Below are 26,401 nucleotides of genomic sequence, written 5' to 3'. Positions count from 1 at the left end.
GCGTTATCCTGCCCGTTAGTTCAACAATTGAGATGAACGGTATGGTCCTATGCTGATATATCCATAAACGTTGATATATAAGCATTTATAGGCATTTACAAAGACAAATAGATAATACTGTGCAATAAAAAAGCGCCCAATTATGGGCGCATTTTTATAACATGTTATAACGTAATTGAAATAAGGTCACGATCCAGAACGATGTTACCATCTTGCGGTACATCCCCAGCTACTCCGAAATGGTTAACAATAACATTTGAAGTAGCTGAAAGGATGACAACTACTTCATAGTGATCGTTGACACCAGCGAGATTTGTATTGAAAAATCTAAGGGAATTGGCTGGTATGGTAACGGTGTTGTTACCAATTCTTACTGGTGAATTGGTATCCCAATTAAAGACCATAACGGTTGCGGTTATCGGTGAAGATCTCCGATTCATGACTTCGGTATGGGCAAATGTTGTACTCGGATTTTTTTTGAGAACACCTGTGCTTCTAACAGTACCCGAAGTGGTGTTTTTCACCCGAACTTGCTTTTTTAACTGAGTGTTCAATTTTTTCTTCATCGCGCTGGTCTTTACTACTCTCTTAGCTGATGTTTTAATTTTCACTATATCATCTCCTATATGGGGAATAATATAGTATATATAAAATTGATAGATTTGTTTGTGCGGTATTACTAGTAGATAAGCACATTTAATAGAATTGAAAAACGTACTTTCTATTGTACATGAGTGGATATCAATACACACTAATAGACAGTTTGGTCCGAATACGACGGCAGCCATGGACGAGAAATAAAGTCCTAGAACGCCGCTGCTATCATTGAACTATCGTTACCCGTTAATTGAATAACACAACGAAATCCAGAAATGAGTTACTTCTTTATCACTTGCATAGCGACTAAAAAAAGTTCCTTCTAACGAACAATATTATATAAAACCAGAATGGTAACAGCTCTTTATAAAACTATCCCGTTACTAGGAGGGAAAAATCTATGACTATCCAACTCGCTGAAAGTATTAATCACTCAGCTCAAAATAATCACAATATAATTTCTATTATATCCGAAATGATTGCAACTATGGAGAATGACGCCAAACTCAAAAAAGAAATACTTTTTAAAGTTGATGAAATCAGTATGGAGATTTCCAAAAAAGACAAACTCTGTTATGACGTAGTGAATGCTACTCGTAATAACGGTGACTATTACAAAGCTAAGATGGTATGGAAACAATTTAGAAATAGAGTAGAGCATGCCCTTGGAGAGCTGAATAAGCGAATTCAATGGACAAGATACCCTGACGAGTGGAGCGAAACATATGAACTCCTAAAGCGTCGAGCAGCTTTACATGATGATGAGGTGGAAAGATTAGAGCGGCAAGAGTTATTGAGCGCATCACCTAGCATTTAGATTCTCTCAAAATTGGCTGCAGTTTTGTCATCAACACTTATAATACCACATATTGGAACTCTCCTGCCCGTTAGCGTGATGAAGCAGCCGATCATTGTGATCGGCTGCCTCCGTGTCTTTATTGAACTATCGTTCTCCGTTAGTTAAGCGAGATGCAATTTCTACTGATGATTTTGACAGACCGTAATGACGTTGAAATCAGGGTCCCTCATATTAAAGAAGGAGACTGAATCATTTCTGTGGATACCACCATAAATAATTTCGAATCCGAGCTCTTGTATGAATTCGGACGCTTTATCAATTTCCGTAGCTGGAATAAAGAATAACGGTGGTGCCTTATCTGGAAGAGGTACTTTATCCATTCCGTTCGAATCGATCATGATATCCGTGCCAGTCGGAAGATGAAGAATATGGAGATGTCCAAAGCGATCCTGCTTCTCTGGTGAAAGTTGAAACAGCTTACTATACATCTCGGCGGAACGATCAAGATTTCTGGACCACAAAATCACTGAAGTAACCTTGCTTTGAATTGGGGACAAATTATCCATATTCACACTCTTTCTTAGAAATCGGGATTTTGTAACACCATTTAATTACCATTTAAAACCAAATTCGTCAGCCCTCCTGAAATTCCTTTTTTTCTAATTTCTCCAGTGTAAAATGTTAATCTATCCTGCCGCTTAACGACACATTCAGTACATAACTTATCTTATGTATTGAAAAAACCAGCCCCTCAAAAAGGACTGGTTTGGGCTGCTATCATTCAACTATCGTACCCGTTAGCTTAATCTTCTTCCGATACTACTTGAAATTTGATAAAAGCTCACCCTTGATTATTTAAAGTTTGGATTTGCAACTACTTTTAATTGATCAACTATTTTTTCACAGTCAGGTGAGGACTCTTATCAAGAAGAGGCTGTGCTTCTTTTAAGGCAACTTTTCGTAGTCGATGGCATACCAAAGTGTTTTTTATTTGCCATTGAATGCCTTATGGCATTCGCCCTTATAAAGTTTTTTATCGGTAAATTTCCGCGCATTCCGTGCTTGTTGGTTGGTAAAAACAATGATTTTTCCAAGTACCCGCGAGCGGTTGACCGTACCACATTGCGGGGCAAGCTTGAGATGTTGGCCCCCACGGATTGAAATACCACAGAGAGTATTTTGAAGGCCATTCTCGCCAGCCTTTTATGGTCTGTTCAGCTAGCCGCCGCTCTCGTTCCCGTGTCTTCTGATAAAAATCGGGTTCTAATATGGCGTCGAACATGGCATCGCCATTCATATAATGATAAATAACATCATTAATATTGTTGACGTTCTTGAAGTCCGAACACCTGACTACGGCCCGATTAATCACGACAGCACCAACCGTTAACATACCCTTTTCGCCTTCCGCCTGTGCCTCGCCCCTCATAAGCCGCGCCAACAAATCAACGTCAGACGACCTATACTTAACCCTCGCACCCATGGCAAAACCCCCTTTAACTGGTTAACACACTATATTCACATTTTGGCAAAATGATCGTTGGCGTGCGGGGCGGGTCACATGTGTGCCAGGGTGTCAAAACTTAAAAAAGCAGCCGATCGTTTGGCCGGCTGCCGCTGTGTAATAATGGTTGAACTATCGTCTCCCTTTAGCTTAATGACCTACGTGGTCGCCCCACGAAAAAAGAAGCACTTAAAGACATGTATTCTACAATTTGCTTACTTGGAGTACCCTTTGACGGATTGAATGAACCCTGATTCGACCTTTACTAGTGCATTAAGCGTACCAGTAATTCTAACCCTGTATCCGAAATCTGGCATTTTTTATGATTTCTTCAGCAAGTTCATCCGGCTTCTTACCATCGGTGTCCAGTAGGAATGGCTCATTAGTCGGTGACGCCATCAACTTGTTCCGAAGGAAGAGCGAGCGGTGGATATATTGCGCATCTCCTCGCTGATGGAGTCGAGCGGTAAGTGTGTCCGGTGGTTCCGCGTGCAGCACAACATAGTGGAGCGTCGCCTCGAGATCCGATAGTTGGTCAAAGAACCATTGAAGTTCATCTTCGACGACGAAATCGATAACCACGTCTAGCCCGTTCAGGAGAAAATTCCGCGTCACCGCAGCGATATTAAGCCATGCCAGTCGAAGTCGTTCCTCCCAGGGCGGTTCGGTCTCCCCTCGGTAGACATGGAGAAGGAGATCACCTTCAATCAAGACACATTGGTTCATTACACTAGCCAGAGTCTTGGAGACGGTTGATTTCCCTACACCAAGTGGACCAGAGATAAGATAGACGGTTACTGATCTTTTGGTGAAATTCATATAATCCCCTCCCCCATATTTTACCCGTTCGTAACGAAGCTGCCTTTTCATGCCGGCAGCCTCGCACTAATCATTTGTTCAACTCTCGTTACCCGTTAGCGTAATAAAGATCAGGTTAAAAATCTTCGAAATGCCTCGGTCTGCCCGAGGCCCGAATGGCCCGAAGTGTGATTACGGCGTTAGATGAAGTGCCTGACTCTCTAGAATGCGCTAAATTTTTCCTTCACTCACTTGAATCAATAGTTCTTCAATTTTATTAATGACATCACTGATACTTCGTGTTTCATATTTAATTATTGGATCAGACCAGGAGTTAGTTTGATCATCTACATTATCATTTTCTTGAATTAAGACTAGTCGATATTGGCCATTTGGTTGAAATTCAGGATACCAACCAAGATCTAATATTCTCTTTTGTCTATAGTTTACGAACTGAAATAGGTCTTCATTATATTCCCATCGATGTTCATATTCTTCATCTACAAAATCTTCAGGAGATACCTGGGTAAAAATGTTCCACTCAATTGTCCAACCTATTGGAAATCTAAGAGGTACTAATGGAATTGTCATTTAGGTTACTCCAATATTTTTATTTTTTAGAAATTTCAACTAACACGTCTTTTTTTACGAACTACGCAAACTCTCCATACTTGAAGATTCGCGAAGTGATTAAACTATCCTGCCCGTTAGCTTAACAAAGAAATGGAGCAGCTGCCGCAGCAAACTGCTCCTTGATTGTTCAACTATCGTTACCCGTTAGCTTAATGAAAAATATTCCGTTTTGTATCTCAGCATTTTCTTGGTCGTTGAATGCAAAAGAGTTAAGTATTGAAGAGAGTCTTAATAAAATTAATTAGTCGATCGGTAATCCAACCAAGTAGAAACCAAAAAAATAAAGTTAAAATATAAAATTGAGGAGCATGCTTAAAAGCAAAGTGTTGGTCCACTACAAGGAAGGGGGGGCTAGTATAGTAAGCTAATAAGCCTTTGTCATCAAATCCTGTATTTGCATCTAACCCAGTTAAATGAAAAACAATGATAAATAGAGATATAAGTGGTAACCAAAAACTGAATTTTCTAATCAATTTTGTACACCTCAATTAAAGATAGTATCAGAAAACACAAGCGAATTTTCTTGATTAATTCACCGAACAACTTCAGTTAATGTATGTAGGACTGCATCCCAATGAAAAAAGTATAACAATATGATTTTACAAGAAATAGTACTAAATATACGTAGTACCTCATCCAAGTTTATTAAACTATCCTGCCCGTTAGTTTAATAGAAGAAGTGCCCATAACATGACTAAAAATCAAAAAACCGACCTCATGAGGTCGGATTTTTCCATGGAGGAGACGGATACTAGGGGATTTGAGCCCCTGTTCAAAGATCACGCCACATAGGCTTCTACGGGTGTAGTCACAGTTTTGATGGCACTTGAGAGTTGCTAGAATTAGTAACAACCTGACTTTCCATTGCTTCCAAATCACTCAGTACATGATCATGCGTCTAGGAAGAGCGAAGGGCTTGCCTTCTCATCCACAGCGTTGCAACCCACTTTTCTCCTTTGATCACTGGTGTACCTGCATGCAGGGTAAAATCGTTTAATTCATGATTGCTGTAAAAATATTCAAAGTAGACAGCCATGCCTTTGTTAGGAAAAACTGAAATATTAAGCTTAGGGAACGCCGTTTCTCCGCCTTCCTCCACATCATTCAAATACATCACGAGCGTACTAATTCGATTGTTTGCACTTGCTCGACTCGTTTCCGCGAAGAAATCATAATGAGGTTGATACTCTTGACCAGGGGTATACAGCAGAACTTGCAAACCGTCACCATGCTCGATAGGAATATTCATAATTTGAGAGAATCGCTTCTCGATTCTTGTAATCGTTTCATTCTCCTCACAGAAAACCCCACTGCTCGTTCTAATTTGATTGACTGCACGATTTCCACCTATTTTTGAACGTTGCAATTGTTCCCTAGAATGTTTAATGAGCTCAGCGCATTCCTCATCGCTAAGCACATTTCCTAGTACGACAACCAATGGCGCCTCATACTTGGCAAGAATACGAATCTCTCGATCTTCTGTCTTGATCGTATTTCCAGCATGATCAAATATCGTCCGCTCTTTCTCAGTCGTATCCCCTATCATCCTTATGCAGCCCCTATAGTATGACATTCACCACAAAGTACCATACCATAGATTGGAACTATTTACTCTACTATATTCAGAAAAATCGAAATAATCAAACTGTATGGTGTTGGTAGAAGGCGCAGCAACTCTAACCTCTCTTATTCCTGCCGAACGTATTATAAGGGCTCAATGAGCGGGCTTTTACAGCTCTATGCCAAAATACAATAACAAAGCTGATTTATACGCTTCATCGGTCTGCGGGGTGAAGGTCTTTACACCTGCAGAAGTGAAAATCCGGAACTCGCGGTCAGAGATTGTACACCGTCCCTCTGGGGTTCGTATCGCAACGATCGGGTATTTATTGAAAATGGAATCAGGGGCATTTTCACACCAGAAACTCGCAAATAGGTAGTCTTTCGGCAGTTGCGGCTCCTCTGTGAAGGAGTAAATGCGATTCCATCCCTTATTTTTCTGTTCACAAAGCGCCCAGCCGTAATCAAGATCTTTTTCGAGGCGGTAGCACTCTTCGCCTTGCTGCTGTTCAAGACCTTCGTTGAAAGAAATTGGTCTGCAGGGTACGATCCCACCCACACCAACATCGCACAGGTAGTCGATGCCTTCTGCTTCTACCTTCAAGACGTGATGGCGCCTTTTTGGCGGGAGATCCGGCTCGTCACGCCAAAATCGGGCGACCAAATCAGTAACCGTATAACCAAGTTCCCGCAGCAGCCAGCCGAATAAGGCATTTAACTCGAAACAGTACCCACCCCGCTGGCGCGTAACAATTTTCTCATACAGATCCTGCGGATCAAGTGATAAAGATCTATGTTCTAGAATATCCAAATTCTCATATGGAACCGTGAATAGATGTCGTTCTTGCAGGTCGGCCAGCGTCTTTGCGCTGCCATCGAGCGAACCTTTAAAACCGATACGATCTAGATAGCTCTGAATTTGATTGTTTTTACTAATCAATCTTGAGACACCGTCCTTAAGAAAGTTTCTTATGATGAAAATAGCCGTTACATGGATCTTACCCTTACAACGCATCCATAAAAATCTTCATTATCCTTCAATTTATAATCAACGATATTAATAATTAGTCGTAAAAACAGAAATCCTATTTTTACCTGTACGTTTCACGCTATACATTGCCTCATCCGCGTTCTTCAGTAACGTAGTAACGTCCGACGCATCTCTAGGGTATAAGCTGACTCCTGCACTAAACGAAACCGGAATTTCAATCCCCTCATGCTTAAATGGGCTCTTGGATAAAAGGGACAAACGACTATTGACCACATGATTTAAATCGCTGCTTTCGTCCACACAAGAAATCAAAACGAACTCATCTCCCCCGATTCGCCCTATAAAATCACCAGTTTGTGCATGATCTTTCAAAATACGTGCAATATGCTGCAGATAGAGATCTCCAATTAAATGCCCGTATGTATCATTAATCAGCTTAAAATTATCTAGGTCCACTAATGTAAGGGCAAACATTTCACGCCCCGCTATTTTCTGCTGCACCCGCTCCTGAATGGCCACGCGATTATACAAATCCGTTAGTGAATCATGGTGCGCCAAATATTTGTAGCTTCGTTCAGATTCCAATAACTTGCGTTCTGTATCCTTTAAGGAGGTAACATCAGTAAGGTGCATGACAAACAGCTCCTCGTCAGCCTCCTCAATCAAATCAATCCCCATAATCAAATCCAAATAGCCTTTATTCGGATTATACATTCGAGCCACCCACTGGGCTTCTTTCTCCTTTTTCTGAAGAAACAAAGCCAACCTATCACCTATATTTAACCTATCTTCAAATTGAAAATGGCTCAGAATATCATATATTGGAATTCCCTCACACCATTGTTTCGCCCGGGGATTCATTTCTCTAATTGCGCCTTTTTGGTCCAAAAGCAAAATGGCTGTAGGAGCGGATTTGAATAAAATATGAAACAGCTTGCGGTAATCCGGCATAATGTCATGTTTGCCAACTAAATGACGAAGTGCAACAGCCCAAAGCAAATATCCTATAAAATAAAGGATCATAGCATTCCGTGACGTTAAAAACTCCAAATGTAAAAGAGCTGTGACAAAGACAAACCAGGCAAACAGCGTAAATAAACTGAAAAGAAGGGAACGCAAAATCTTTCTTTGTTTTGCTTCCTGAGTACGATACCAGGAAAATACGAGGATAGAGACCGAAAGTAGGATATATCCGGCTACAAAGAGAACCGTAAGATGCAGAAACAGCGGATCAAGAGGACTGCGGCCATCCGTCACAGCGGCATTGTATAATACCCGATGATCCTCGGTAATTAAAAAAACAATCCACAATACAAAGGGAGCTGCGTAAATTAAAGGCAACCAACGCTTCAAAGAAGACGTCGCAGGACTTCCAATGAGTATACAAAGATGGACTAGAAAACAAATGACCAGCAGAAGCATGGGACTATTTCCATAAAGAACAATCTGCATTTGATACTGGGGCAGCAAAGATGTTTTAATGTATTCCCCTAGAAAATAAAAAAGAAAAGCCAGCATGAGAAGCGCGGCAATTCGATTTAGCATACTCTTCTTGTTTCGATTGATTAACGTAATTGCCATGTAAAAAAAGAAGTAAGTAGGAAGCAAAATCGTTAAGAAGTCCATGAAAAGTTCGTTCATTTAATGTACCTTATGGTGATCCTCTAGTTGAATTAATTTCTAGGTAACATCATCCTAAAATCCACTCCAAGTAGAGCTGGTTTTTACAGGATACATACAGGTTAAAATCCCCAAACCGACCACTCCTTTCTTTTTAGTTAGCGTAATAAAAGTCATTTTGTTTCTATTCTTGGCTTTCCCCTTATAATAATATTTTGTACACGAATTTCGTATATAAAAATATTCATCAAGAAAAGACCATTACCTTCTTTCGTGTGACAAGTAATTGCGTTAACCCGCGCGTTAGCTAAAAAAATAAAAGGAGTAAACTGTAACAAACTGCTCCTTAAACCCTTTAGCAAAATAAGCTAATGGTTTCAAATACTATTCTTTGGCTTAAATAAGTCGTATACTCTTATTTGTCAATAAGTTTACCAATGAGATAAATGACGATTAAATTAACCCTTCATTCACAACCAAACTAAGTATGAGATAGAAAAATGATTAATGTTCGACGAATCTGCCAGTATGTAGAAAACGGCAGCCATATATCCGGCTGCCGTCTCTTCGTGCTTATTGTGCTATCGTACCCCGTTGCCCGCTATTTGCACGAACATAATTCGTATACCAAAGGAGCGTTATTCAATGGACATCAAATCGTTTCTATACCCCAAAAACGAAGTCTCTTACCTCGTGACATCCTCTAATATGAAAGAAGCCATGGACAAATTGGAGGCCAGCCATTATACGGCCATTCCGATCCTGGACGACAATGGCTTATATTTCGGAACGCTATCCGAAGGAGATTTGTTATGGAAGCTCAAAGCCACACCCGGCCTCGGCTTCGATACGATGCACGAAATTCCTGTCGTCTCCATCAAAAAACGGATGAAAGTCGAATGCGTCGAGATCAGCGCCGATTTGGACGATATGCTGGCGCTGGCGGCCGATCAGAACTTCGTTCCGGTCGTAGACTCCGATCGCGTCTTCCTCGGTATTATTCGCCGCAAAGATATAATCGAATACTATACCCGGAATATTGCTGATTAGTTGGAAAGATCTGATCTTGCGGATCATGAAGGCTGCCGTTCGCTGAACTTACTCTTATTTCAATAGCGATAGCGATAGCAAGAGCAAAACCCTCATCTTATTTCAAGATGAGGGCTTTTTGGTATCGTTATTCGTATATTTCCGGTAATCCGAGATCGGATTCTTCGTCATCGGATTCGTAATCTTCCGGCAATCCGAGATCGGATGCTTCGTCAACAGATTCGTAATCTTCCGGCAATCCGAGATCGGATTCTTCGTATACAGGTTTCTCTTGTACGGAGATGCCTTGAAACTTGTTCGGCTGCGCGACGGAATTGCTTACCGTAAACGATTTGAAGGTCCCCGATACTTGAACGTCATAAGACGTTTGGTACACGTTGTTCTGGAGATCGTATACGCTAACCCCCGTTAAGTTCGCTCCCGTCCAGCTAACTACGGTTCCCGAATCTACGGGAGTGGTAATCCACAGCGCGTTGCCTACATTGTCAATGGTGACTTTTTTCGCTTGATTTTCAGCGAGGAAAGTATTATCCGCGTAAATCTTGATCGATGTTTTTTCGCCATTCTTTAACGTCAGCGTCACCGTGGATTCTTCACCGGTTAACGGTATGGAATATACGGTTGCGGTTACACCCGCGGATGTCTCGATTGCCGTTGTTTTTCCAGAATCATCCGACATCATACCCGTACGGTTCTTGTACACGACTCGAAGATCCGCTACTGGGTTTTCATTGCCGTAAACCAGGATTTGCTTTACCTGCTGACGGTTTCTCTCGTCTTTCACGAGCGGCATATGTTCGACTCCCGAAACCCCGTACACCACTGTGTTTTTCGTACCGAGCGGGAAGTTTAATTGTCCGCGGCTGCTTTCAATGGGAACGGTGCCGTCCCCGCTCACATAGTTAGGAACAACGCCGCTTCCGTTGCTGGCCAATTCCGATACATCGTTAACGGACTTGACATACGTATAGCCGCCAACCGTAGGCATACCCTCCCCAGTGATGTTATAGAACGGAATGTTCGTCTGGGCAAGATCGTACATGGTCGCATGTTTATTCCAAGCTCGATCCAATAGATCTTCGCGGAAGTTCAAATAATCCCCGAGCTGTCCTTTATTCACGTTAGACAAGAATTCCGCCATTTCAAAATAATCATCAAGCACAACAGGATAATGATCGTTACGTGCCTCGCTTCTCTTCTTAAAGTAAGTGAGCACGCCACCTGCTAGATGATGGTAGCTAGGCGATGGCAGCAATCCATAGGCCGTAGGAGAATGCATCGCAAGCTTGCGGCCTACTTCATTGGATAGAATCGGAATATCCAGATCATAGCCGTCGATCCATGCTTTGATGGAAGCAGGCGCGCCAAGCCAAGGCGTCCCGAGCGTGACCCATTTTCCGACCTTACTCGTGTAATTCGGGTCCTGTACCGCCTCTTTGACAATAAGACCTCCGTTACTATGGGAGATCAGCATGACTTTGCTGGAGCCGCTCCGTTCGATTGCCAGGTCGATTCTTCTCTTGAGCGATTCGGAAGATTCCGTGTTGTCTCTGATAAAGTTGTAAGGAAGCCCGAAGAGCGTGCGGCCTGCAACATAACCCTCAGCCTTGAAATCGTTGATCATGTCCTGGAAGTAGATGTCCTGGCCGAACATCGTGGTATCGGGGGCAACATCGGAAATATCCCATAGTCCCGCCTCTCGATCTTTGAACCGAACGTTTATAATGTTCTCCGTTTCTTCGTTATAATAATTTTGAAGCAGATACGCAGCCCTTTTCGATACGTCAAAAGTCATCCACACGCTCAGTTCTCTTAGTTCACCATCCTCAGTCTTCGTGCCAAATAGAGCCGTTCCCCCGAAGCCAGGAACGATAATAATGGGAACTTCGCCGTTCTTTTTAAGCGTTAGCTTATAGGGCTGATCCTTATTAAACGCCTTATTGGGTGTGTAAACCCCAATATAATAAATCGTGTTTTTCGGAACGATGACCGAGAAGCTTTCGTTTTTGTTATCGCCGTTTTCGGAACTGGCAATAATGACGCCTGCCTGGTTAACGACCTTTACATCATAATTGGCTCCTGCCGGAATATTAGTTAGATCGACCTGCTGATCGTAAGGCAGGTTCGTGTTCACGACTTTGTAGTAATCCACATCCGTTCCGGCATGGATCGTACCGTTAAACTCTCTAGGAGTGCTTGTCGTTACGCTGGCCTCCGTCGCTTTGTCCGTCGTATCGTTATTCTCATTCGCATCCGCGGCTACTGCTTTATAGAAAGTTTTCAATCGATAGATAGCCTGAGTACCCGTCTGCGATCCGGAAGCAGGATACACGACGGCATAAAACTCGTTGCTGTTCACCGGCATATCCATGACGTAATCCGCTTGATTGCCCGGGACTCTCGACTCCTTGATCATGGCCTTGTTCGCGTCGTACACGACGAGGTTATAATCACGGTCAGCCGGCCCTTCCAGCGCGAAATGAACCGTTCCGGCACCGGAAGCCGCGTACTTGTAATAGTCCCGATCAGTAGACGCGGAGAGTGAACCGAGCTTGTCGATTCCATCCTTCAGCGTATTCGCCGTACCGAAGGTATCGTTGCTTTCCGCTTCATTCTCCGACAATCCCGAGCTGTCGATATTCATCGTGATCTCGTATGGACTGGTGCTGACGGAGCCGATGGCCGTCGAATAAATTTGAAGGAAGAAGGCCTGCCCTTTTTTACCGAACACGTCCGAAATCAAAGGCTTTCCGTTGACCAGTTTGGTCGTTCCTACTTCCTGCATAGACTCGTTGTAAAGCTTCATGGCATAACCGGCAAGCGGCATCTTGTTCATATCAATTGCAAAGTATCCTGTCGTGTAAGGGGATAGCGAATACCAATCGACGTCTTTCTGGTTATGCAGCGTGGCGGTTATATAGGCGCTATTTGTTTGGCCAAGCTTCGTTGCGGTGTACGTTTCTCTCGAATTGTTCGGTTCGTATACGTCGCCATCCAGCTGCGACACTTCGAATTCGTAGGAATCATAAGGTTCATAATCCCCCATGGCCGTAAACACTTTGACATAGAACACGTCGCCTTGGTTTCCGTAGTGCAGCGGAAGCTGCTTCGGCTCATGTTCTTCGTAGTATTCCGTCGAGTAAAGAGGGTCTCCGTCCGCTTCATATAAAGCGATATGATAGTTTTCCGACGGCCTGTATAGGAGCTGCGCTTGGAAATTTCCGCTTTGCGCCAATTGGACGGTGTACCAATCCTCGTCTTTCGAAGCATGGATGGTTCCTTCAGCAACATCCGATCGTGTCTGGCCGAGCATTGTCACAGATGCCGTCTCCGGGTTGTTGTTCCACTCGTGGAAGTCCCCCGACAAAGCGTCGTAGCTGGACGTAAACGTTCGCTCGAGCTGATAGGTATCATTCGGGTCGAAGCCCATGGAAGAATACACTTGCACGTAAAAGGTTTGGCCCGCGCTACCATGTACGTTGTGCATGATTTTCCCCGGACGGTTTTCCGTCGAAGCGATGAAAGTCCCGTCGGATGTGAACAATTTAAAGTCGTATTCGCGACCTTCGGGAATGCTGTGCAGGTGTAGATTGAAATAGCCGGTCTCGGCAGCTTCGAATCGGTACCAATCCTGGTCTTCAGCCGCTCCGATCAATCCCGCTACTTTGCCGGATGGCGATTGGCCAAGCGTGGTCGCGGACGCCGTTTCTTTCGTGTTGTTCGGTTCTAAAGCGTCTACAGGGGCCGCTAGCGTTTGAAACCCGGCCTGCAGACGGTAATGGAAGCCGCTGCCGACCATATCCTCGCGTACCGATACCCGAACGAAATATTGCCGTCCTTGCTCCAATCGGACATTATGGATCTCGTACAGGTGGTTAGGATTGTCGTCGTCGATTTCGTTGCCGTATTCATCGAAAATATCCATTTGAAGCAAATTCGCCGTGGCCGTTTCTTGAAGCACCACGCTCATATATCCCGTTTTCGTTACCTCGAACGAGTAGTAATCGACGGGATCTTCGAGATATCCGATCCCGCTCACATTGCCTGTAAAGACATAGCTTTCTCCACCTGCCAAGGGATAACGCTGATTATCGTCCGGCGTGTTGTTAGGCTCTTGCTCGGGGTAGGAGAGTGCGAGCGATTGCTGCTCGTATGGCGAGGCGAGTGCATCCGGAATTGCAGATTGAACTAACAGGGACGAACTTAAAAGCAATGCGAATAATACCATTGAAAATCTTTTTATAGAAATTCTTCTCATAATGTCCTCCTTGGTCTTTCTTTTTATCATTCGGCATGCCCTGGGCGCTAACGTACGCCGCCTGCTTGCCGTTCACAAATCAGAGTTTACGATGCCCTTCCGGTGTTGAGAAGGATGAACTTTCTTCACCCCGGGGTGAAAATCATTCACCCTCCCACACTTGTGTCCTAGGAAACGTTAGCGGAATGATGCGAATTGGAAGCTTGTTGCTCCCTCTCTGTCCGAGGCGTCATTCTGCCAGTCCAGATGCAGAAGCCCAGCCCAACATAAGCGAGTCCCCAGAAGAATGCGAAGTATACGTTGTCTTCCACCGGAAGGAATGCACTGAGCAGCATGAGCGCATATAGAACCGCTACCCATCGAGGAAATACCTTGGCGCGATACGTTAGAATGGCGAATAGCAGCGTGCCTCCGGTCAAGCCGATCATGCTGCCCATGCCTGTAATCGCCACTACCGGACTGTCCGGCTCCGGAGCGGATGGCCCCAGAATGAACACGGCAAACAACAATGCCGTTGTGAGAACGTTGCCGATTGTAATGCCGAGCACGCTAATAAAACCTAGCACCCCCGTCTCTTTCGATTGCGCGAGATAACCCGCGATCGAGCCGACCGCCATTAGAATGCACGCCACATACCCGAAGGAAAGCTCTGGCACGCTATCCGTACCCCAGACGATCGCCGTCGGCGTCATGCCAATTCTCGCGATTCCCGCCAGCAAGCAGATCATGCCCAGCCATCTCAATACTTTTAGATCTTTCATTTTCACTCTTCCTCTCTTCGAATGTATTCATTGATTTCATCCTACACGCACGGGAATCACGGACAACAGGGCAATGAATACCTCATTTTCCGGGAAACTACCGCTTCCCGAATCCGGGAAATCCGGGAATGCGGCCGGGAATTTGCAGCCGTCTCATATTCAAAACAACCTTCCGCCGCTATAATAAATGCATGAGAAAAATTAGAATCTTTCAAATGATTATCGGATTGTTTTTTGTCATGACGGCGACCCTCTATGCGAGCTGCATTCCCGTCTATTACGACATGCTGGTGACGCAGTGCATCCCGGACGGATGCGGCGTGTCGATTCCCGCTTTGACCTTCGAGCCCGACAGTCTCACGGTAACGGAGATCGCGATCCTGCAAGTAGCGATCGACTGCTCACTCACGCTTGTGTTCTATTCCGCTGCCCTGATTCTGCTGTGGAAAAGTGCCCGCGAGCCGATGGGGCTTCTCGCCGCACTGGCGATGATTGCCTTCGGCACCTCTTTCCCCTCGCTTGTCGTCGTTGGATCGGAGAACTGGCTATTCTCGCAATATTGGTTCTTCGCGGTGGCGGCTATCGGCTGGATTGCGATATCGCTCTTCTGTCTGCTTTTCCCAAACGGCCGATTCGTCCCTGCTTGGTCGAAGTACGTTATGGCGCTCATCGTTTTCGTGGATATTGCCAATATTTTTTTTGAAGGGAGCCTGTGGCAAAAGCTTCATTTCCCTCTATTCGTTCAGTTCATCTGGTATTTGTCGACTACGTTGCTGCTCATCTATGCCCAGGTGCATCGTTTCAGGCGTGTCTCTTCACCCGAGCAGCGCCAGCAGACCAAGTGGGTCGTCTACGGCGTGACGGTCTGCTTCTTTGGGTTTGCGGTGATCAGCATGCTGTTCAGTCCCGCCTTCTATAACGGCAATGCCGTCTACTTTCTCTATTTGAATGCGGCGCTTCACCTGAGTCTGTCGGCTCTGCCCGTTACGCTTACGCTCGCCATTCTTAGACGGAGGCTGTGGGACATCAATCCCCTCGTGAACCGGACAATCGTCTATGGTACCTTGACCGCATGTATCGTCCTTCTGTATACCGGCGTTGTACTCTACCTCGGCAATCTGTTCGTCACTTGGAGCAATTATGTGGTCTCTCTCATTGCGACGGCACTCGTTGCCGTCCTGTTCGCGCCGCTTAAGGAATGGCTTCAACGGATGGTGAATCGGCTGATGAAAGGACGCCATGATGATCCGTACGCCGTTCTTCTGGAGCTGGGCAGCCAAATGATGCAGCCGCTTGCGCCCGATGCGATGCTGACGGCGATTGCCCGCCAGGTGCAAGGCGCGCTACGGCTGCCTTACGCCAGCATTGCGATGGATATCGAAGGACAAGAGACGATGTTGGCTGAAGCTGGCGAACGTAAGGATGAGCTTGAACTGCATGCTTATCCGATTATTTATCGGGGCAAAACGATCGGCACGCTATATGCGGCCTGCCGATCGGCAGGTGAAACCTTTTCGTCGGAGGACCATATGTTTCTGGAGGTATTGCTTCAACAAGCGGCACCGATTGTCAACAATGCGGATATGCTGCAAGGGATGCGGCGTCTGGCCGAGGATCTTCAGGAATCCCGCGAGAAGCTTGTGCTCGCCCGGGAAGAAGAGCGTCGGCGAATCCGTAACAATCTGCATGACGATCTCGCACCTAGACTGGCCGCGCTGGCGCTTAACGTGGCGATAGCACGCAAATACGTCGACAAGGAGCCTGCCGCTGCTGTCGCGAAGATGGATGAACTCGGCCAAGTCATTCGGTCGACGATTCAAGATATTCGCTCACTAGTCAACGACTTGCGGCCGCCCGCGCTGGATGAACTCGGACTTGTCGGCGCGATTCGCACACGGATGGACGAGATGGTGAAGCCTTCTCAACTAAGCGCGGATGGTATAGGGGCAAAACGGCTGCATATGCAGATTAGTGCCCCGCCTGTACTGCCTGCTCTGCGAGCCGCGGTCGAGGTTGCCGTCTATCGGATCGTGACGGAATCGATGGTGAATGTAGTGAAGCATGCGGATGCGACGAGCTGTCGAGTCGTGCTAGCCGTGACGGAGGACAACCGACTGCGGGTGGAAGTAACCGACAACGGAGTAGGCGTCGGCTCGACGGGACGCCCTGCTTTGACAGGCACAACCGGCGGCATTGGGCTAATATCCATGCGCGAGCGGGCTGCGGAGATCGGCGGAGAATGCGTCATTGAACGACTCGACGCAGGAGGAACAAGGGTATGCGCGATGCTGCCTTTGCAATAGATAAGGAGGATTGGACAGATGAAAATCATTATAGCCGAGGATCATCCGATGTTTCGGGGCGGCGTTCGAAGCTTGCTCGCGACGACGGACGATTTAGAAGTTGTCGGGGAGGCGACTGATGGCCATGAAGCGGTGAAGCTGGCAGGAGAGCTGCAGCCTAACCTCATGCTGATGGATATTCGCATGCCAGGCATGAACGGCATCGAAGCGACCGAGCGAATTAGAGAACAATATCCGGCTATCGAAGTACTGATCCTCACGATGTATCAGGATGATCAGTCGGTCTTCACTGCTATGAGAGTTGGTGCCAAAGGTTACGTGCTGAAGGATGCAGACGAGGAAGAACTGTTGCAGGCGATTCGTATGGTTGGAAGCGGTCGCGCCGTATTCAGTACGGGTATCGCGGAGCGGATGATGTATTATTTCGCCTCGCAGCCCCCGCAGGTTGTCCCGGAATCCCATGGCGAAGAAGCGGAAGAACAAGCGATCGGAAGGCATGGCCTTCTGCGTGATCCGGCCTTCGCCGAATTGACCCGGCGCGAAGCTGAGATTTTGGCCCGAATCGCACTCGGCGACACCAACGCTCAGATTGCCAACCGCCTCCACATCAGCGCCAAGACCGTCGCAAACAACGTGTCCAACATTTTAACTAAACTCCAAGTCGTGACTCGGCACGAAGCAAGGAAGCTGGTCGAACAGTCGCGGCATATCTAGCTGTTGACTTGGCCTCGGATATCCTCCATTCATATACGATCATAAGGATTATTATCACGCCTGCTTGGAAAAGTAGAGCAGAAGCAGCCGTATGTACCTCCGTACATCGTGGGACTCAGTCTTAGACTAGTAATCGCCATTAATTAAGCCTTAAGCCTTAAGATAAGTTAGCAAAAAATTGCTCTCCTAAAAACTGAGTCAAAATTCCGTCATTCATACTACCTAGCGACATCAAAAATTATTCCGCAAACCAGCTCAACAGTTCGGCGTTTCAGGCTATTGTATCGGGAAATATGGGGGAAGCGAGACAAGTATTCATCGAGGCTTTTCAACAATTTCGCGGTCGGGTCATGCTAGAGTAGCTTTACTCTTTAGTTAATATTCAGCGTCCATATGCACAGCAAAAAAACTCAAGCCTAGTTATTGCTTGAGTTTTTTCATTTTAATTCAGGCAATGGTCCAAAAGCAACCCAATGCACGAATTGCATCACTTCAGAGATGATACTGGGATCGGGAAGCCTAGTGTCGGTACGCCAAGCCTGCGACTGGTCGACTAAGGAACGCCATCGTTCGGGCAATATTTCAAGCGCCCACTTAACCGAACGTTGTTTACTGCATACTTCACCAAACTTCAACGTGTATATAGCTCGACACATCGTCTCCACCACATATGCTTTATGGCTAAGAGGCAAGTACCAATTGGGGTCGTCCAGTTGATTTGCCCAGTCTGCCCAATCACGTAATCGATTGGATACAGCCGCACGGATTTCGTCCACTGAGATCGGTTCGATGAGATTTTTTGGGTCGGGACCGAATAATGTAATACCGTGCTCGCGCACAGTCCACCTTTCTAATATCCAGTTGGAATGGTGGACCCTCCACCGTAAAAAGTCTCCTCTCTCTATAGTGGGATACCGTTCCCCTGCTCGAAAACGTTTCAGGGCATTAAGATCGAAGTACGCCCCTTCCAGTTGATCCGCATATACGTTAGTGATATTAGCTAGTCGGCTATGTTGGTCGTTTAGGACAGTAAACATCACTTCTGAAACCGGAAGTTTGGTTACTGCCAAAAAGTCGATATCACTTGTCAAAGGGTCGAAATCACCTAAAGCGAGTGAGCCTCGCAGATAAAGGCCAATAAGTTCATCTCCGATTGCTTCTTGAATGCCAAGCTTTAAATTTCGCAGCATCTCAATCACAGAATTGGGTAGGCTGCTTGCCGATTCAGGGATATTCGATAAGGTCATTTAGTCCACTCCCCTAGTACACTATCGTTACCCGTTTAGCGTAATCGTCAGATGTCCAATGAAACAAATTCCTCCCCCATAATTTTTTACACGTAAGCGTCTATATATTTTTTTTCATAATGATAACGTCCCCTTCGTAGACGGAATAACATCGCCTGTTATCCTAATTGCTTTCTTCAACGCATCGCCGAATGCCACGAAAATTGCCTCATTTATATGGTGTGTATTTCTGCCGTATTCCAAATTGATGTGCATGGTTATCCCGCTATTATGCGCTACAGCGAGAAAAAACTCTTCGATTAATTCGGTTTCAAACTCGCCTGCTCGTGTTGACCGCATTTCCACGTTAAACACTAAAAAAGAGCGATTAGATATACTCAAATCCACTAATGCTAAGCTCTCATCCATAGGTATACGCGAACTACCATAACGGTTTATGCCTTTTTTATCCCCTATAGCCTTTTTGATTGCTTGCCCCAAGCATATTCCAATGTCCTCAACCGTGTGATGCCCATCTATCTCTAAATCACCTTTGCAATCCACATTTAGTTTTATTCCTGCCCTAAAAGCAAAAAGCGTGAGCATATGGTTAAAGAATCCAATTCCCGTGTTGATGTTGCCTTCACTGTATTCATCGAGATTAAGCTCCAGTTTAATTTCTGTTTCTTTTGTTTTTCTGTTAATTAATGCCTCTCGCACCATAACAAACTCCCTTCTTAACTGAGGTATTGCCTTTTGGTATTGCTAGCCGAATGAATTCGATTCAGACCACTTCCTTCATTGCTTTACTTCTCTAATATATTAACGTAATAAAGTGATAATGTAAAGTTATGTAAGTCGTCAGCCGCGCTAAACTGCCCGTTAGCGTAATGAAGCAGCCGATCATTGTGGTCGGCTGCTTCCGTGTTTTTATTGAACTATCGTTACTCGTTAGTTTAGGTTCATTTAGAATTTTCTTCAAAATGCTTAAAATGGCTTATTAGCATTCATTTTCAAATTATTTTATTCCTTCGACAGACTAAAATAATTTTTTGTTGACTTAAACCATGGTTTAAGTCGTATCATATTCCTGTCGACAATGAAAGATAAAATTTTGGAGGCCTCCAGATGAAGTATTGTTCAATTAGCGAAGCTTCAGCCAAATTCGATATTCCAGAATCAACGTTACGTTATTATGAAAAAAAAGGACTACTACCACTAATCGAGCGTGATGAAGCTGGGAGGCGGTTATTTTCAGAAGATCAAATTACGCTCCTTGAAATCGTTATTTATTTAAAAAACACGCACATGCCAATAAGTGGTATCAAGCAATATGTTGACTGGGTAGTAGAAGGAGATAACACCATTGAACTCCGACTTGGAATGATGAAGAATCACAAGCAAGCTGTGATAGCTGAAATTTCGTTGATGACCGAATCCTTAAAAGGAATTGACGTAAAAATTACACGTTATACAAAACGTACTCAGGAAAGAAAAGAAGAATGATAAGATGAAAAAGTATTAGTAACTGGCGCATATAAAGGAATTGGCTTTATTGCTTTGAAATTGATAAACAATTGAGTGAAGAAATGGAGCGGGGTTACATATCCAAGGAGAACCATTAGATGCCTTCGCAGATGGAATTTTCAAAGGATTAGAAGAGGGTAAGAAGGAAATTGGATATGGTACTTCTGTGAATCGCTTACGCATGTCACGAGATGAAGTCGACGAGTACGCTGAAAAGATGTATAAGGCCACGAAAAACACAATTGAATAACTACACTCACGAAAAAGGTGCTACCATTGTGTAGGTGCTTTTCCGAAATTATTAATCAAAATGACAGTTTGTTTTGACTTCGCATTGTCATATGAAAAAGCAAAACTCGCCGCAGTGTTGGCGAGTTTTCTTTATTGTAGTTATCTATTCCTTATTCAACTAACCTGCCCGTTACCTTAACGAAGAAAGGAACAGCCGCCGCAGCAAACTGCTCCATATTTGTTCAACTATCGTTACCCGTTTAGTTAAATGAATGTTTATCGATTTCAGGAATCTAAAGAACTCTGAACGCTCAATAGAATGAGCTGCTCTTTTAATGCAGCTCATTAATCAGTATCTCTTGGACATCTCTGACAATTATGATTTATTTGAAGATATGTTTCTCCGCGACTACCAGAAAATGGTCTATGCTGTTTCGAGAAATATCTTATATAAATTCGTTCAAATAATCAACGACAATCAAATGTTTTCTGAGCGATTTCTCGTGAATAAGATTCAATTTACCGTTGTCCATCCTTCCCAACTTCTCGGCAAGATGCTCATTGTTATGTGTCCAATCCACATGCTTCAGGATGTTCAAGCAGGAAACCCAGTCCCCTTTGTATGTGCCGTTATCTTGTACAAGATAGCCATGTGCGTACAAGGCTATCGCCTCCTGCATCACTCTGCTAGAAGAAATAAAGCTCGTGAGTCCTGGCTGCTCTGGCATCTGCGGAAGAATTGTGTTCATAAACTGATGAAGAAGCTCTATATGAACCGCCGGATCCTTGCGGATGCGACGGGCCAGTTCATATGAGGGCTGCATTTTGCCCGAATAAAGCATGGAGGCTGTCGCGTACAGCCAACTATAGCAAGTATAATTTTTGTTGAATGCCGTTAAATTGTTGCGGCTCTCAATGCCGGCCGCCTTTAGCAGCTCATTGTAATCGGCCACCTGCTGAATGACGGTGTTAAGTGGGTCACTCCCGTCGAAAGCATGCCCGAGCTCTTTGCTTACTAACTGTACCTTGGAGTTGATGTCACCGAACAGCTGTTTCTCTTCCTCCTCTCCAAGTCCGATATAGAGCTGGACGGACAGCTCACTCTCCAACAAGTCTAGTCGCCTAGATTCGAGTTGTGCTAGTAGCCCCTCTGTCTGCTCCAGTTCTTCACGAAGCTCATTATTCTCAGGTAATTTCCGGCACTTGACCTTGAGCTTCATTACTTCTCGCTCGTACTTTTTGCTTTCTTTCTGCATTTTCTCATTGCTATGCCCAAGCGCTTGTATCCGATGTTGTCCGTCAAGGATGCTGAGCTTGCTTCCATGAAGAAGGACGAGATGATCTTCCTCTTTCGCGAATGCGCTTACATCTCGTAGTGAGAGCGTGACCGGTCCAAAGAAGATATGATCCAATTCGCGTTCCTGCACGTAATGCACGATTTTTTTTCGCTGACTACTGCTTAATTTTCGTTGCACCATCGGATCGATTGCCGTGTAGTTAAGGAGATCATGAACCTTAAGCGACACCGTCGCCATTCCATAACGTTCGCAATAGGGGTGAATTGTCATCCGTAATCGTAATCCGTCCATTAGACTACATCCTCCTTATCTACCAGAAGCAAGATATGCTGATCATTATAGAAATCGCAAACAAATTGGTAAGCTTTCATAATACGGCTTCTGCGTGGCAGTCGGTCCTTCTCATCATCCTTGTAAATCGCTTTCCAGTCGATATGGCTAAATATCTTAGCGGCATAAGTAAGTGTATAAACGTTGAACTGTAATGTCTTGAACGCTTCCTGATGAAGAAAAAGCGCTAGAGCAATCTGAATATTTTCTGACCAGCATGATTCGCGACGGTCTGGTTCAGGCAATGAGTCAATCAGAATGCCGAAGTACTGCGACGCTTGCACCAGATGCCGCTCCAGCACTTCTTCTGAATAATGGTACCCGTTACTTTTCACATTAGCTTTCATACGGCCTTCGAAAAAGGCCACCAGTAATTCGATCAAGAACGAATATGAGAAAAGATGTTCTTCATCTTTGCCCCGTTCGGAATAGATATCAGTTGGGAGCCTTTTCATTACGTCATACTCTTGTACTAGTCTGGAGGCCATAATATGGTAGAACCGTCGTTGATCGCGTAAAACAGCAAGATTTCCACCGATTTTGCGCGGCAGCTTGTTAATATCGGAAAAGAGCTGGCGTTCCTGTTTGGCGTTGATATCGAGATAGATCATGACGGAGACCGGAAATTCATAGAGCTTGCGGAGTTTGTTCGTTATCTCTTCCACACGTTCGTATTCTCTACGATCCTTAGCCCTTGCAAGGTTACTTTGCAGGGTCTCCATTACTCGACGGAATGCTGCCAACCGGTGCTGCCCGTCTACGACATAACACTTCTCCATTGGCTGTAGACTATACATTCCGGTATCTGCAGCATAGTGACCTGTGCCGCGGGCTGACAGGATGATACCAGGAAAATAGATGTTTTGACCATGGTCCAAATATAAGAGAATATAATCGATTAAGCCGGACACATTCTTTGGTACAAGTTGCCTTTGAACCTCTAAGTCAATTTCATAAATGGAAAACAACTTGCTCATTGGTATTGTTGCAGACAAGGTGGATTGCCCGAAAGTTCTTGCCGCCTGACTCGGTATTTCCATGTACGAGCTGGTCAATCCGGATGGCAATAAATCAGATAACGAATTAATAGATTCCATTTGCTTCCTCCATTCATGATTAGTGATTACAGTGTAATCACAGACCTAATATTGTAGTTAAAAAGGTTCCACTATTACTATCCCATAATATTTCTAGATTAACATGAAATGTCCTTTGATTGAGGTCAAAATGATCGCTGATATCGCACTTTCCTCCTCCCGCCTATAAGGCAATCGCGCTACATTTGAATTCCTTTGACCAGGATGTTGAGCTATTCTGCCAGTTAGCTAAATGACGTATCGTCAGTCTAAGATTTTATGTTCTTTCCACACCCATAAGACATATTAAATAGCCCGACCTAGTTGGTCGAGCTTGGTATAGTTATTTCGATAGTTCTTCTTCGTTGAACCTAAATCCACTAAAGAATGCTGCCCAATAGCTTAATGAGACCGCCGTTTTTGCCGGCAGCCTCAACATGTTTGTTTGATGGAACTAACATTCTCGATTAGCTGAAAAGCATGCCGATAACACCCACAAGCCTTGAGATTTCTATCCCCTCATGAAAGTTTATAAACAGGAATAAATTATATTTCTCAAACGCGGGTGCACGATAGGCTCCTGACTGTTCAGCAACTGCTGCCCATACATGACAGTAAGTTGTGAGTTCGGATCGATGATGGCCAGACATCCTGCAGCACCGGACCAACCAAATTCTCCAATTGAGCTAAGTGATCCGCTTTTGGTAGCGGAAATATGGGTTCTGACACCCAATCCAAAGCCATAGCCAGCCATATGCTCCCAAGAGAAATCGCCACGCGTGCTCTCCGTCAGATGATCCGTGCGCATTAACTCCACAGAAGCCGGTGACAGAATACGAATGTTATTGGAACTTGTCCCCAGATTGGTTAGTGTATTTAGAAACATAGCATAATCGTTCACTGTTGAGAACAAGCCCGCCCCGCCGCTCTCGTATTCGGAACCGAACCGCGCAATATTCTCGTCCTTGCGAATGGGCTTACCCAATTCTTTGTCATATTCATACTGCGGCGCTAGGCGGCTTTGTTGTTCGATCGAGAGATCGAAACCCGTATCTTTCAACCCGAGCGGTCCAGTAATTTCATCTCTTATATAAGTGCTGAATTGTCTCCCATCCACAACCTCAACAAGAGCAGCAAGCACGTCATGACAGAAACTGTAATTCCACCGAGTCCCCGGTTCGAACAATAGCGGCTCCTTTGCGAGCGCCTTCACGAAAATACGAGTCGGAACTTTGCCGTTGGTGCGGTTTTTAACTTCCTGAATGAAAGGTGCTGCGAAATCGTGACAGAAGCCTGCTGTCATGGTAAACAGGTCGCGCACCATAATCGGTCTTTCTGCTTTATCCTGTACAACTTCTCCGTTATGGAGAGTTTTCTGTACACTCATCTCTAAAAATTCCGGCAGATAAAACGAAAGCGGGTCGTTTAAAAGGATTTCTCCCTTCTCAACAAGTTGTAACGCCGCTGTGCACGTGAGAATCTTCGTCATCGAATACATATTGATGATCTGTCCGTTGTTGATAGGAGTCATCTCTTCCAAGTTTACATAGCCGTTACGATACCGATAAACCGTTTCATTCCGATGTATCACGAGAACTTCCGCCCACGGGATACGCCAAGTGGTGATGCGGTCTATAAAGTGGGACAGCGGTTTGAAATCCATAAAAGTGCTCATCCTTTCTACAAATGATTTTGTGAGTGCTCCAACGAAATAAGTAGATCATTCAATTTTAAGCTTATGGAAATCAAGTTGCTATCTGATATCCCGACCACTCAGTTTAGATATTCCGACTAAAATCACCTACAATCGCCGTTATTCAACTTAAGCCTCCCGTTGAGTAGGCATTCGTTTAGGAAGCTAGAAGCCCCTTGTTATACGAATCTACGGATGCGACGGACATCGCCTCTCCCCCCCGAAGCATTCGATGATCTACGTGTGCTTCTCTCTAATCGTGACTTCGTCGTAAAGCGGCTTGTCAGTGCCAAAAACCAAATCCACCGCTGGGTTGACGTTGTTTTCCCTGAACTACGCCACGTTTTCAAGGACATCACCTGTATCGGTTCCATCGCTACGCTTCGCCTCTTCCCTACTCAGCGGAGCTCAGTAAGCTGCAGCCTCAGAACCTGATTCAGGGATGGAAAACCATCATGAAACGGCACTGCGGTGCTAGAAAAGCAAAAGCACTCATCGAGCTGGCCAACCATTCTGTAGGATCTTGCGAACAGCTAGAGGTTGTGGAGAAGGGAATTTCAACCGTATTAGAAGAACGCATTCCCTACGCTAAATCCAGTGTCATTTCATTAGCTGGTATTTTGGGTGAGGCTGGCGACTTAAGCGGATTTGCTCACGGAAATGCTTTGCTGCGCCATGCAGGACTTAACCTCGCAGAAGCGAGCTCAGGCAAATGGACGGGGCAAATGAAGATTAGCAAACGCGGACGATCCCGCCTTCGCCGCTTCCTCTTTATGGCTACTATGAGTTTGGTCATGAACAATTCGGAGTTTCAAGCGATGCACGCATACAATGTGCAATTCAAGAAGATGAAGAAAATGAGGTCCATTATGAAACTATGCGGTAAATTAGCTAGAATACTAGTCGGGATGGCGCGCAGCGGTAAAGCCTACATGCCACAAAAAACGTTACCGCTCTTGCAAGCAGTTTAACCAGGGCAACCCGTTTCGTTGTACGAGTTTTGGCTTATTCGCAGGATTTCAAAGAAAGCACGGAGTACCGGATTCATTAAATCAAGGGGCACTGACCCGTACCGTTAGCAAGACCGGCCTCCACCCCTTGGATAGGCGTAACGAAGGAATGAGAGGGCAATGACCCGTTAAGACATGGGAGTGAAAACCTCCAAGGGCGGCGTGGAGTATGCGCGCAGTAAATGGAAGTATAGAGGACGAAAATAATCCCCCTTTATTCCCGTGCGCCTTCATGTTGCCGAAGTCTAACACGGTGTTGTTGTCTGATCTTAAGGACATCTGAATATGATGAATGATTGGCTTCAACGTTCAAAAAATTCCGCATTACTTCAAATTATCGAATGTTTAGCAGAGAAGAATGAATATAAGATATTATGAACGCAATGTTATCCTCCAATCTTATTATTAAGCACATTGAAGAA

20 protein-coding genes and 2 pseudogenes are annotated in these 26,401 nt (G+C 44.9%); 7 read left to right on the top strand and 15 right to left on the bottom strand.

Annotation, left to right across the window (positions count from 1 at the left end; genetic code table 11):
* Positions 1-164: 164 nt before the first annotated feature.
* Positions 165-611, bottom strand: a complete 447-nt coding sequence (locus tag MRBLPE1_RS11260) for a hypothetical protein (protein WP_364145309.1) — start codon at positions 609-611, stop codon at positions 165-167.
* Positions 612-997: 386 nt separating this feature from the next.
* Here MRBLPE1_RS11260 and MRBLPE1_RS11255 point away from each other — a divergent pair, with 386 nt between their 5' ends.
* Positions 998-1,414: a hypothetical protein gene (locus tag MRBLPE1_RS11255; protein WP_364145307.1), complete on the top strand. Its 417-nt coding sequence runs from the start codon at positions 998-1,000 to the stop codon at positions 1,412-1,414.
* A gap of 161 nt (positions 1,415-1,575) precedes the next feature.
* On the opposite strand, the gene MRBLPE1_RS11250 is transcribed toward MRBLPE1_RS11255, so the two are convergent.
* The 7 genes from MRBLPE1_RS11250 to MRBLPE1_RS11220 form a co-directional block, all read right to left on the bottom strand.
* Positions 1,576-1,962 carry a VOC family protein gene (locus MRBLPE1_RS11250; RefSeq protein WP_364145305.1) on the bottom strand — a complete coding sequence of 129 codons (387 nt, stop codon included), beginning with the start codon at positions 1,960-1,962 and terminating at the stop codon, positions 1,576-1,578.
* A gap of 467 nt (positions 1,963-2,429) precedes the next feature.
* On the bottom strand, positions 2,430-2,879 hold the full coding sequence (locus MRBLPE1_RS11245) for a cell wall hydrolase (protein WP_169090881.1): 450 nt from the start codon (positions 2,877-2,879) through the stop codon (positions 2,430-2,432).
* A 312-nt stretch (positions 2,880-3,191) separates the two neighbouring features.
* On the bottom strand, positions 3,192-3,719 hold the full coding sequence (locus tag MRBLPE1_RS11240; protein WP_364145303.1) for an AAA family ATPase: 528 nt from the start codon (positions 3,717-3,719) through the stop codon (positions 3,192-3,194).
* A 210-nt stretch (positions 3,720-3,929) separates the two neighbouring features.
* Complete coding sequence (locus MRBLPE1_RS11235; protein WP_364145301.1) at positions 3,930-4,289, bottom strand: hypothetical protein; 360 nt, start codon at positions 4,287-4,289, stop codon at positions 3,930-3,932.
* A 940-nt stretch (positions 4,290-5,229) separates the two neighbouring features.
* Positions 5,230-5,877, bottom strand: a complete 648-nt coding sequence (locus MRBLPE1_RS11230) for a 2OG-Fe(II) oxygenase (protein WP_364145299.1) — start codon at positions 5,875-5,877, stop codon at positions 5,230-5,232.
* Positions 5,878-6,060: 183 nt separating this feature from the next.
* Positions 6,061-6,828, bottom strand: a complete 768-nt coding sequence (locus tag MRBLPE1_RS11225; RefSeq protein ID WP_364147224.1) for an arylamine N-acetyltransferase family protein — start codon at positions 6,826-6,828, stop codon at positions 6,061-6,063.
* Positions 6,829-6,948: 120 nt separating this feature from the next.
* Entirely contained in the window at positions 6,949-8,523 is a 1,575-nt protein-coding gene (locus MRBLPE1_RS11220; RefSeq protein WP_364145297.1) for a GGDEF domain-containing protein, read from the bottom strand.
* 624 nt (positions 8,524-9,147) lie between these two features.
* Here MRBLPE1_RS11220 and MRBLPE1_RS11215 point away from each other — a divergent pair.
* Positions 9,148-9,552, top strand: coding sequence for a CBS domain-containing protein (locus MRBLPE1_RS11215; protein WP_364145295.1), 405 nt, complete (start codon positions 9,148-9,150; stop codon positions 9,550-9,552).
* A gap of 127 nt (positions 9,553-9,679) precedes the next feature.
* Here the strand turns inward: MRBLPE1_RS11215 and MRBLPE1_RS11210 are convergent, their stop codons facing one another.
* Entirely contained in the window at positions 9,680-13,810 is a 4,131-nt protein-coding gene (locus tag MRBLPE1_RS11210; RefSeq protein WP_364145293.1) for a lipase/acyltransferase domain-containing protein, read from the bottom strand.
* A 167-nt stretch (positions 13,811-13,977) separates the two neighbouring features.
* The gene (locus MRBLPE1_RS11205; protein ID WP_364145291.1) at positions 13,978-14,571 is read right to left on the bottom strand and encodes a hypothetical protein; all 594 of its coding nucleotides are present in this window, start codon (positions 14,569-14,571) and stop codon (positions 13,978-13,980) included.
* Positions 14,572-14,786: 215 nt separating this feature from the next.
* On the opposite strand from MRBLPE1_RS11205, the gene MRBLPE1_RS11200 reads away from it, so the two are divergent.
* Positions 14,787-16,874, top strand: a complete 2,088-nt coding sequence (locus MRBLPE1_RS11200) for a histidine kinase (protein ID WP_364145289.1) — start codon at positions 14,787-14,789, stop codon at positions 16,872-16,874.
* Positions 16,875-16,892: 18 nt separating this feature from the next.
* Positions 16,893-17,588 (top strand): response regulator transcription factor, encoded by a 696-nt coding sequence (locus MRBLPE1_RS11195; RefSeq protein WP_364145287.1) that lies wholly within the window; start codon positions 16,893-16,895, stop codon positions 17,586-17,588.
* Positions 17,589-18,025: 437 nt separating this feature from the next.
* On the opposite strand, the gene MRBLPE1_RS11190 is transcribed toward MRBLPE1_RS11195, so the two are convergent.
* Positions 18,026-18,835 (bottom strand): aminoglycoside adenylyltransferase domain-containing protein, encoded by an 810-nt coding sequence (locus tag MRBLPE1_RS11190; protein WP_364145285.1) that lies wholly within the window; start codon positions 18,833-18,835, stop codon positions 18,026-18,028.
* 114 nt (positions 18,836-18,949) lie between these two features.
* On the bottom strand, positions 18,950-19,534 hold the full coding sequence (gene hisB, locus MRBLPE1_RS11185; protein ID WP_364147221.1) for an imidazoleglycerol-phosphate dehydratase HisB: 585 nt from the start codon (positions 19,532-19,534) through the stop codon (positions 18,950-18,952).
* Positions 19,535-19,942: 408 nt separating this feature from the next.
* Here hisB and MRBLPE1_RS11180 point away from each other — a divergent pair, with 408 nt between their 5' ends.
* Both MRBLPE1_RS11180 and MRBLPE1_RS11175 read left to right on the top strand, forming a co-directional pair.
* Positions 19,943-20,320: a MerR family transcriptional regulator gene (locus tag MRBLPE1_RS11180; RefSeq protein WP_169082276.1), complete on the top strand. Its 378-nt coding sequence runs from the start codon at positions 19,943-19,945 to the stop codon at positions 20,318-20,320.
* A gap of 85 nt (positions 20,321-20,405) precedes the next feature.
* A pseudogene (locus tag MRBLPE1_RS11175) lies at positions 20,406-20,591 on the top strand (short-chain dehydrogenase); the annotation flags it as partial.
* 427 nt (positions 20,592-21,018) lie between these two features.
* On the opposite strand, the gene MRBLPE1_RS11170 reads toward MRBLPE1_RS11175, so the two are convergent.
* The 3 genes from MRBLPE1_RS11170 to MRBLPE1_RS11160 form a co-directional block, all read right to left on the bottom strand.
* Positions 21,019-22,161 carry a DNA sulfur modification protein DndB gene (locus MRBLPE1_RS11170; protein WP_364145283.1) on the bottom strand — a complete coding sequence of 381 codons (1,143 nt, stop codon included), beginning with the start codon at positions 22,159-22,161 and terminating at the stop codon, positions 21,019-21,021.
* Positions 22,161-23,297: a DNA sulfur modification protein DndB gene (locus tag MRBLPE1_RS11165; RefSeq protein WP_364145281.1), complete on the bottom strand. Its 1,137-nt coding sequence runs from the start codon at positions 23,295-23,297 to the stop codon at positions 22,161-22,163. Before MRBLPE1_RS11165 ends, MRBLPE1_RS11170 begins: the two co-directional genes overlap by 1 nt.
* Before the next feature lie 508 nt (positions 23,298-23,805).
* Positions 23,806-24,939 carry a serine hydrolase domain-containing protein gene (locus MRBLPE1_RS11160; protein WP_364145279.1) on the bottom strand — a complete coding sequence of 378 codons (1,134 nt, stop codon included), beginning with the start codon at positions 24,937-24,939 and terminating at the stop codon, positions 23,806-23,808.
* A 252-nt stretch (positions 24,940-25,191) separates the two neighbouring features.
* Between MRBLPE1_RS11160 and MRBLPE1_RS11155 the strand changes: the two are divergent.
* Positions 25,192-25,940 (top strand): annotated as a pseudogene (locus MRBLPE1_RS11155) (transposase); the annotation flags it as partial.
* Between the last annotated feature and the right edge of the window lie 461 nt (positions 25,941-26,401).

Origin of the sequence: Paenibacillus sp. LPE1-1-1.1 (assembly GCF_040676435.1) — a bacterium.
Classification (GTDB): domain Bacteria; phylum Bacillota; class Bacilli; order Paenibacillales; family Paenibacillaceae; genus Pristimantibacillus.
This window is presented reverse-complemented; position numbering and strand designations above follow the sequence as displayed.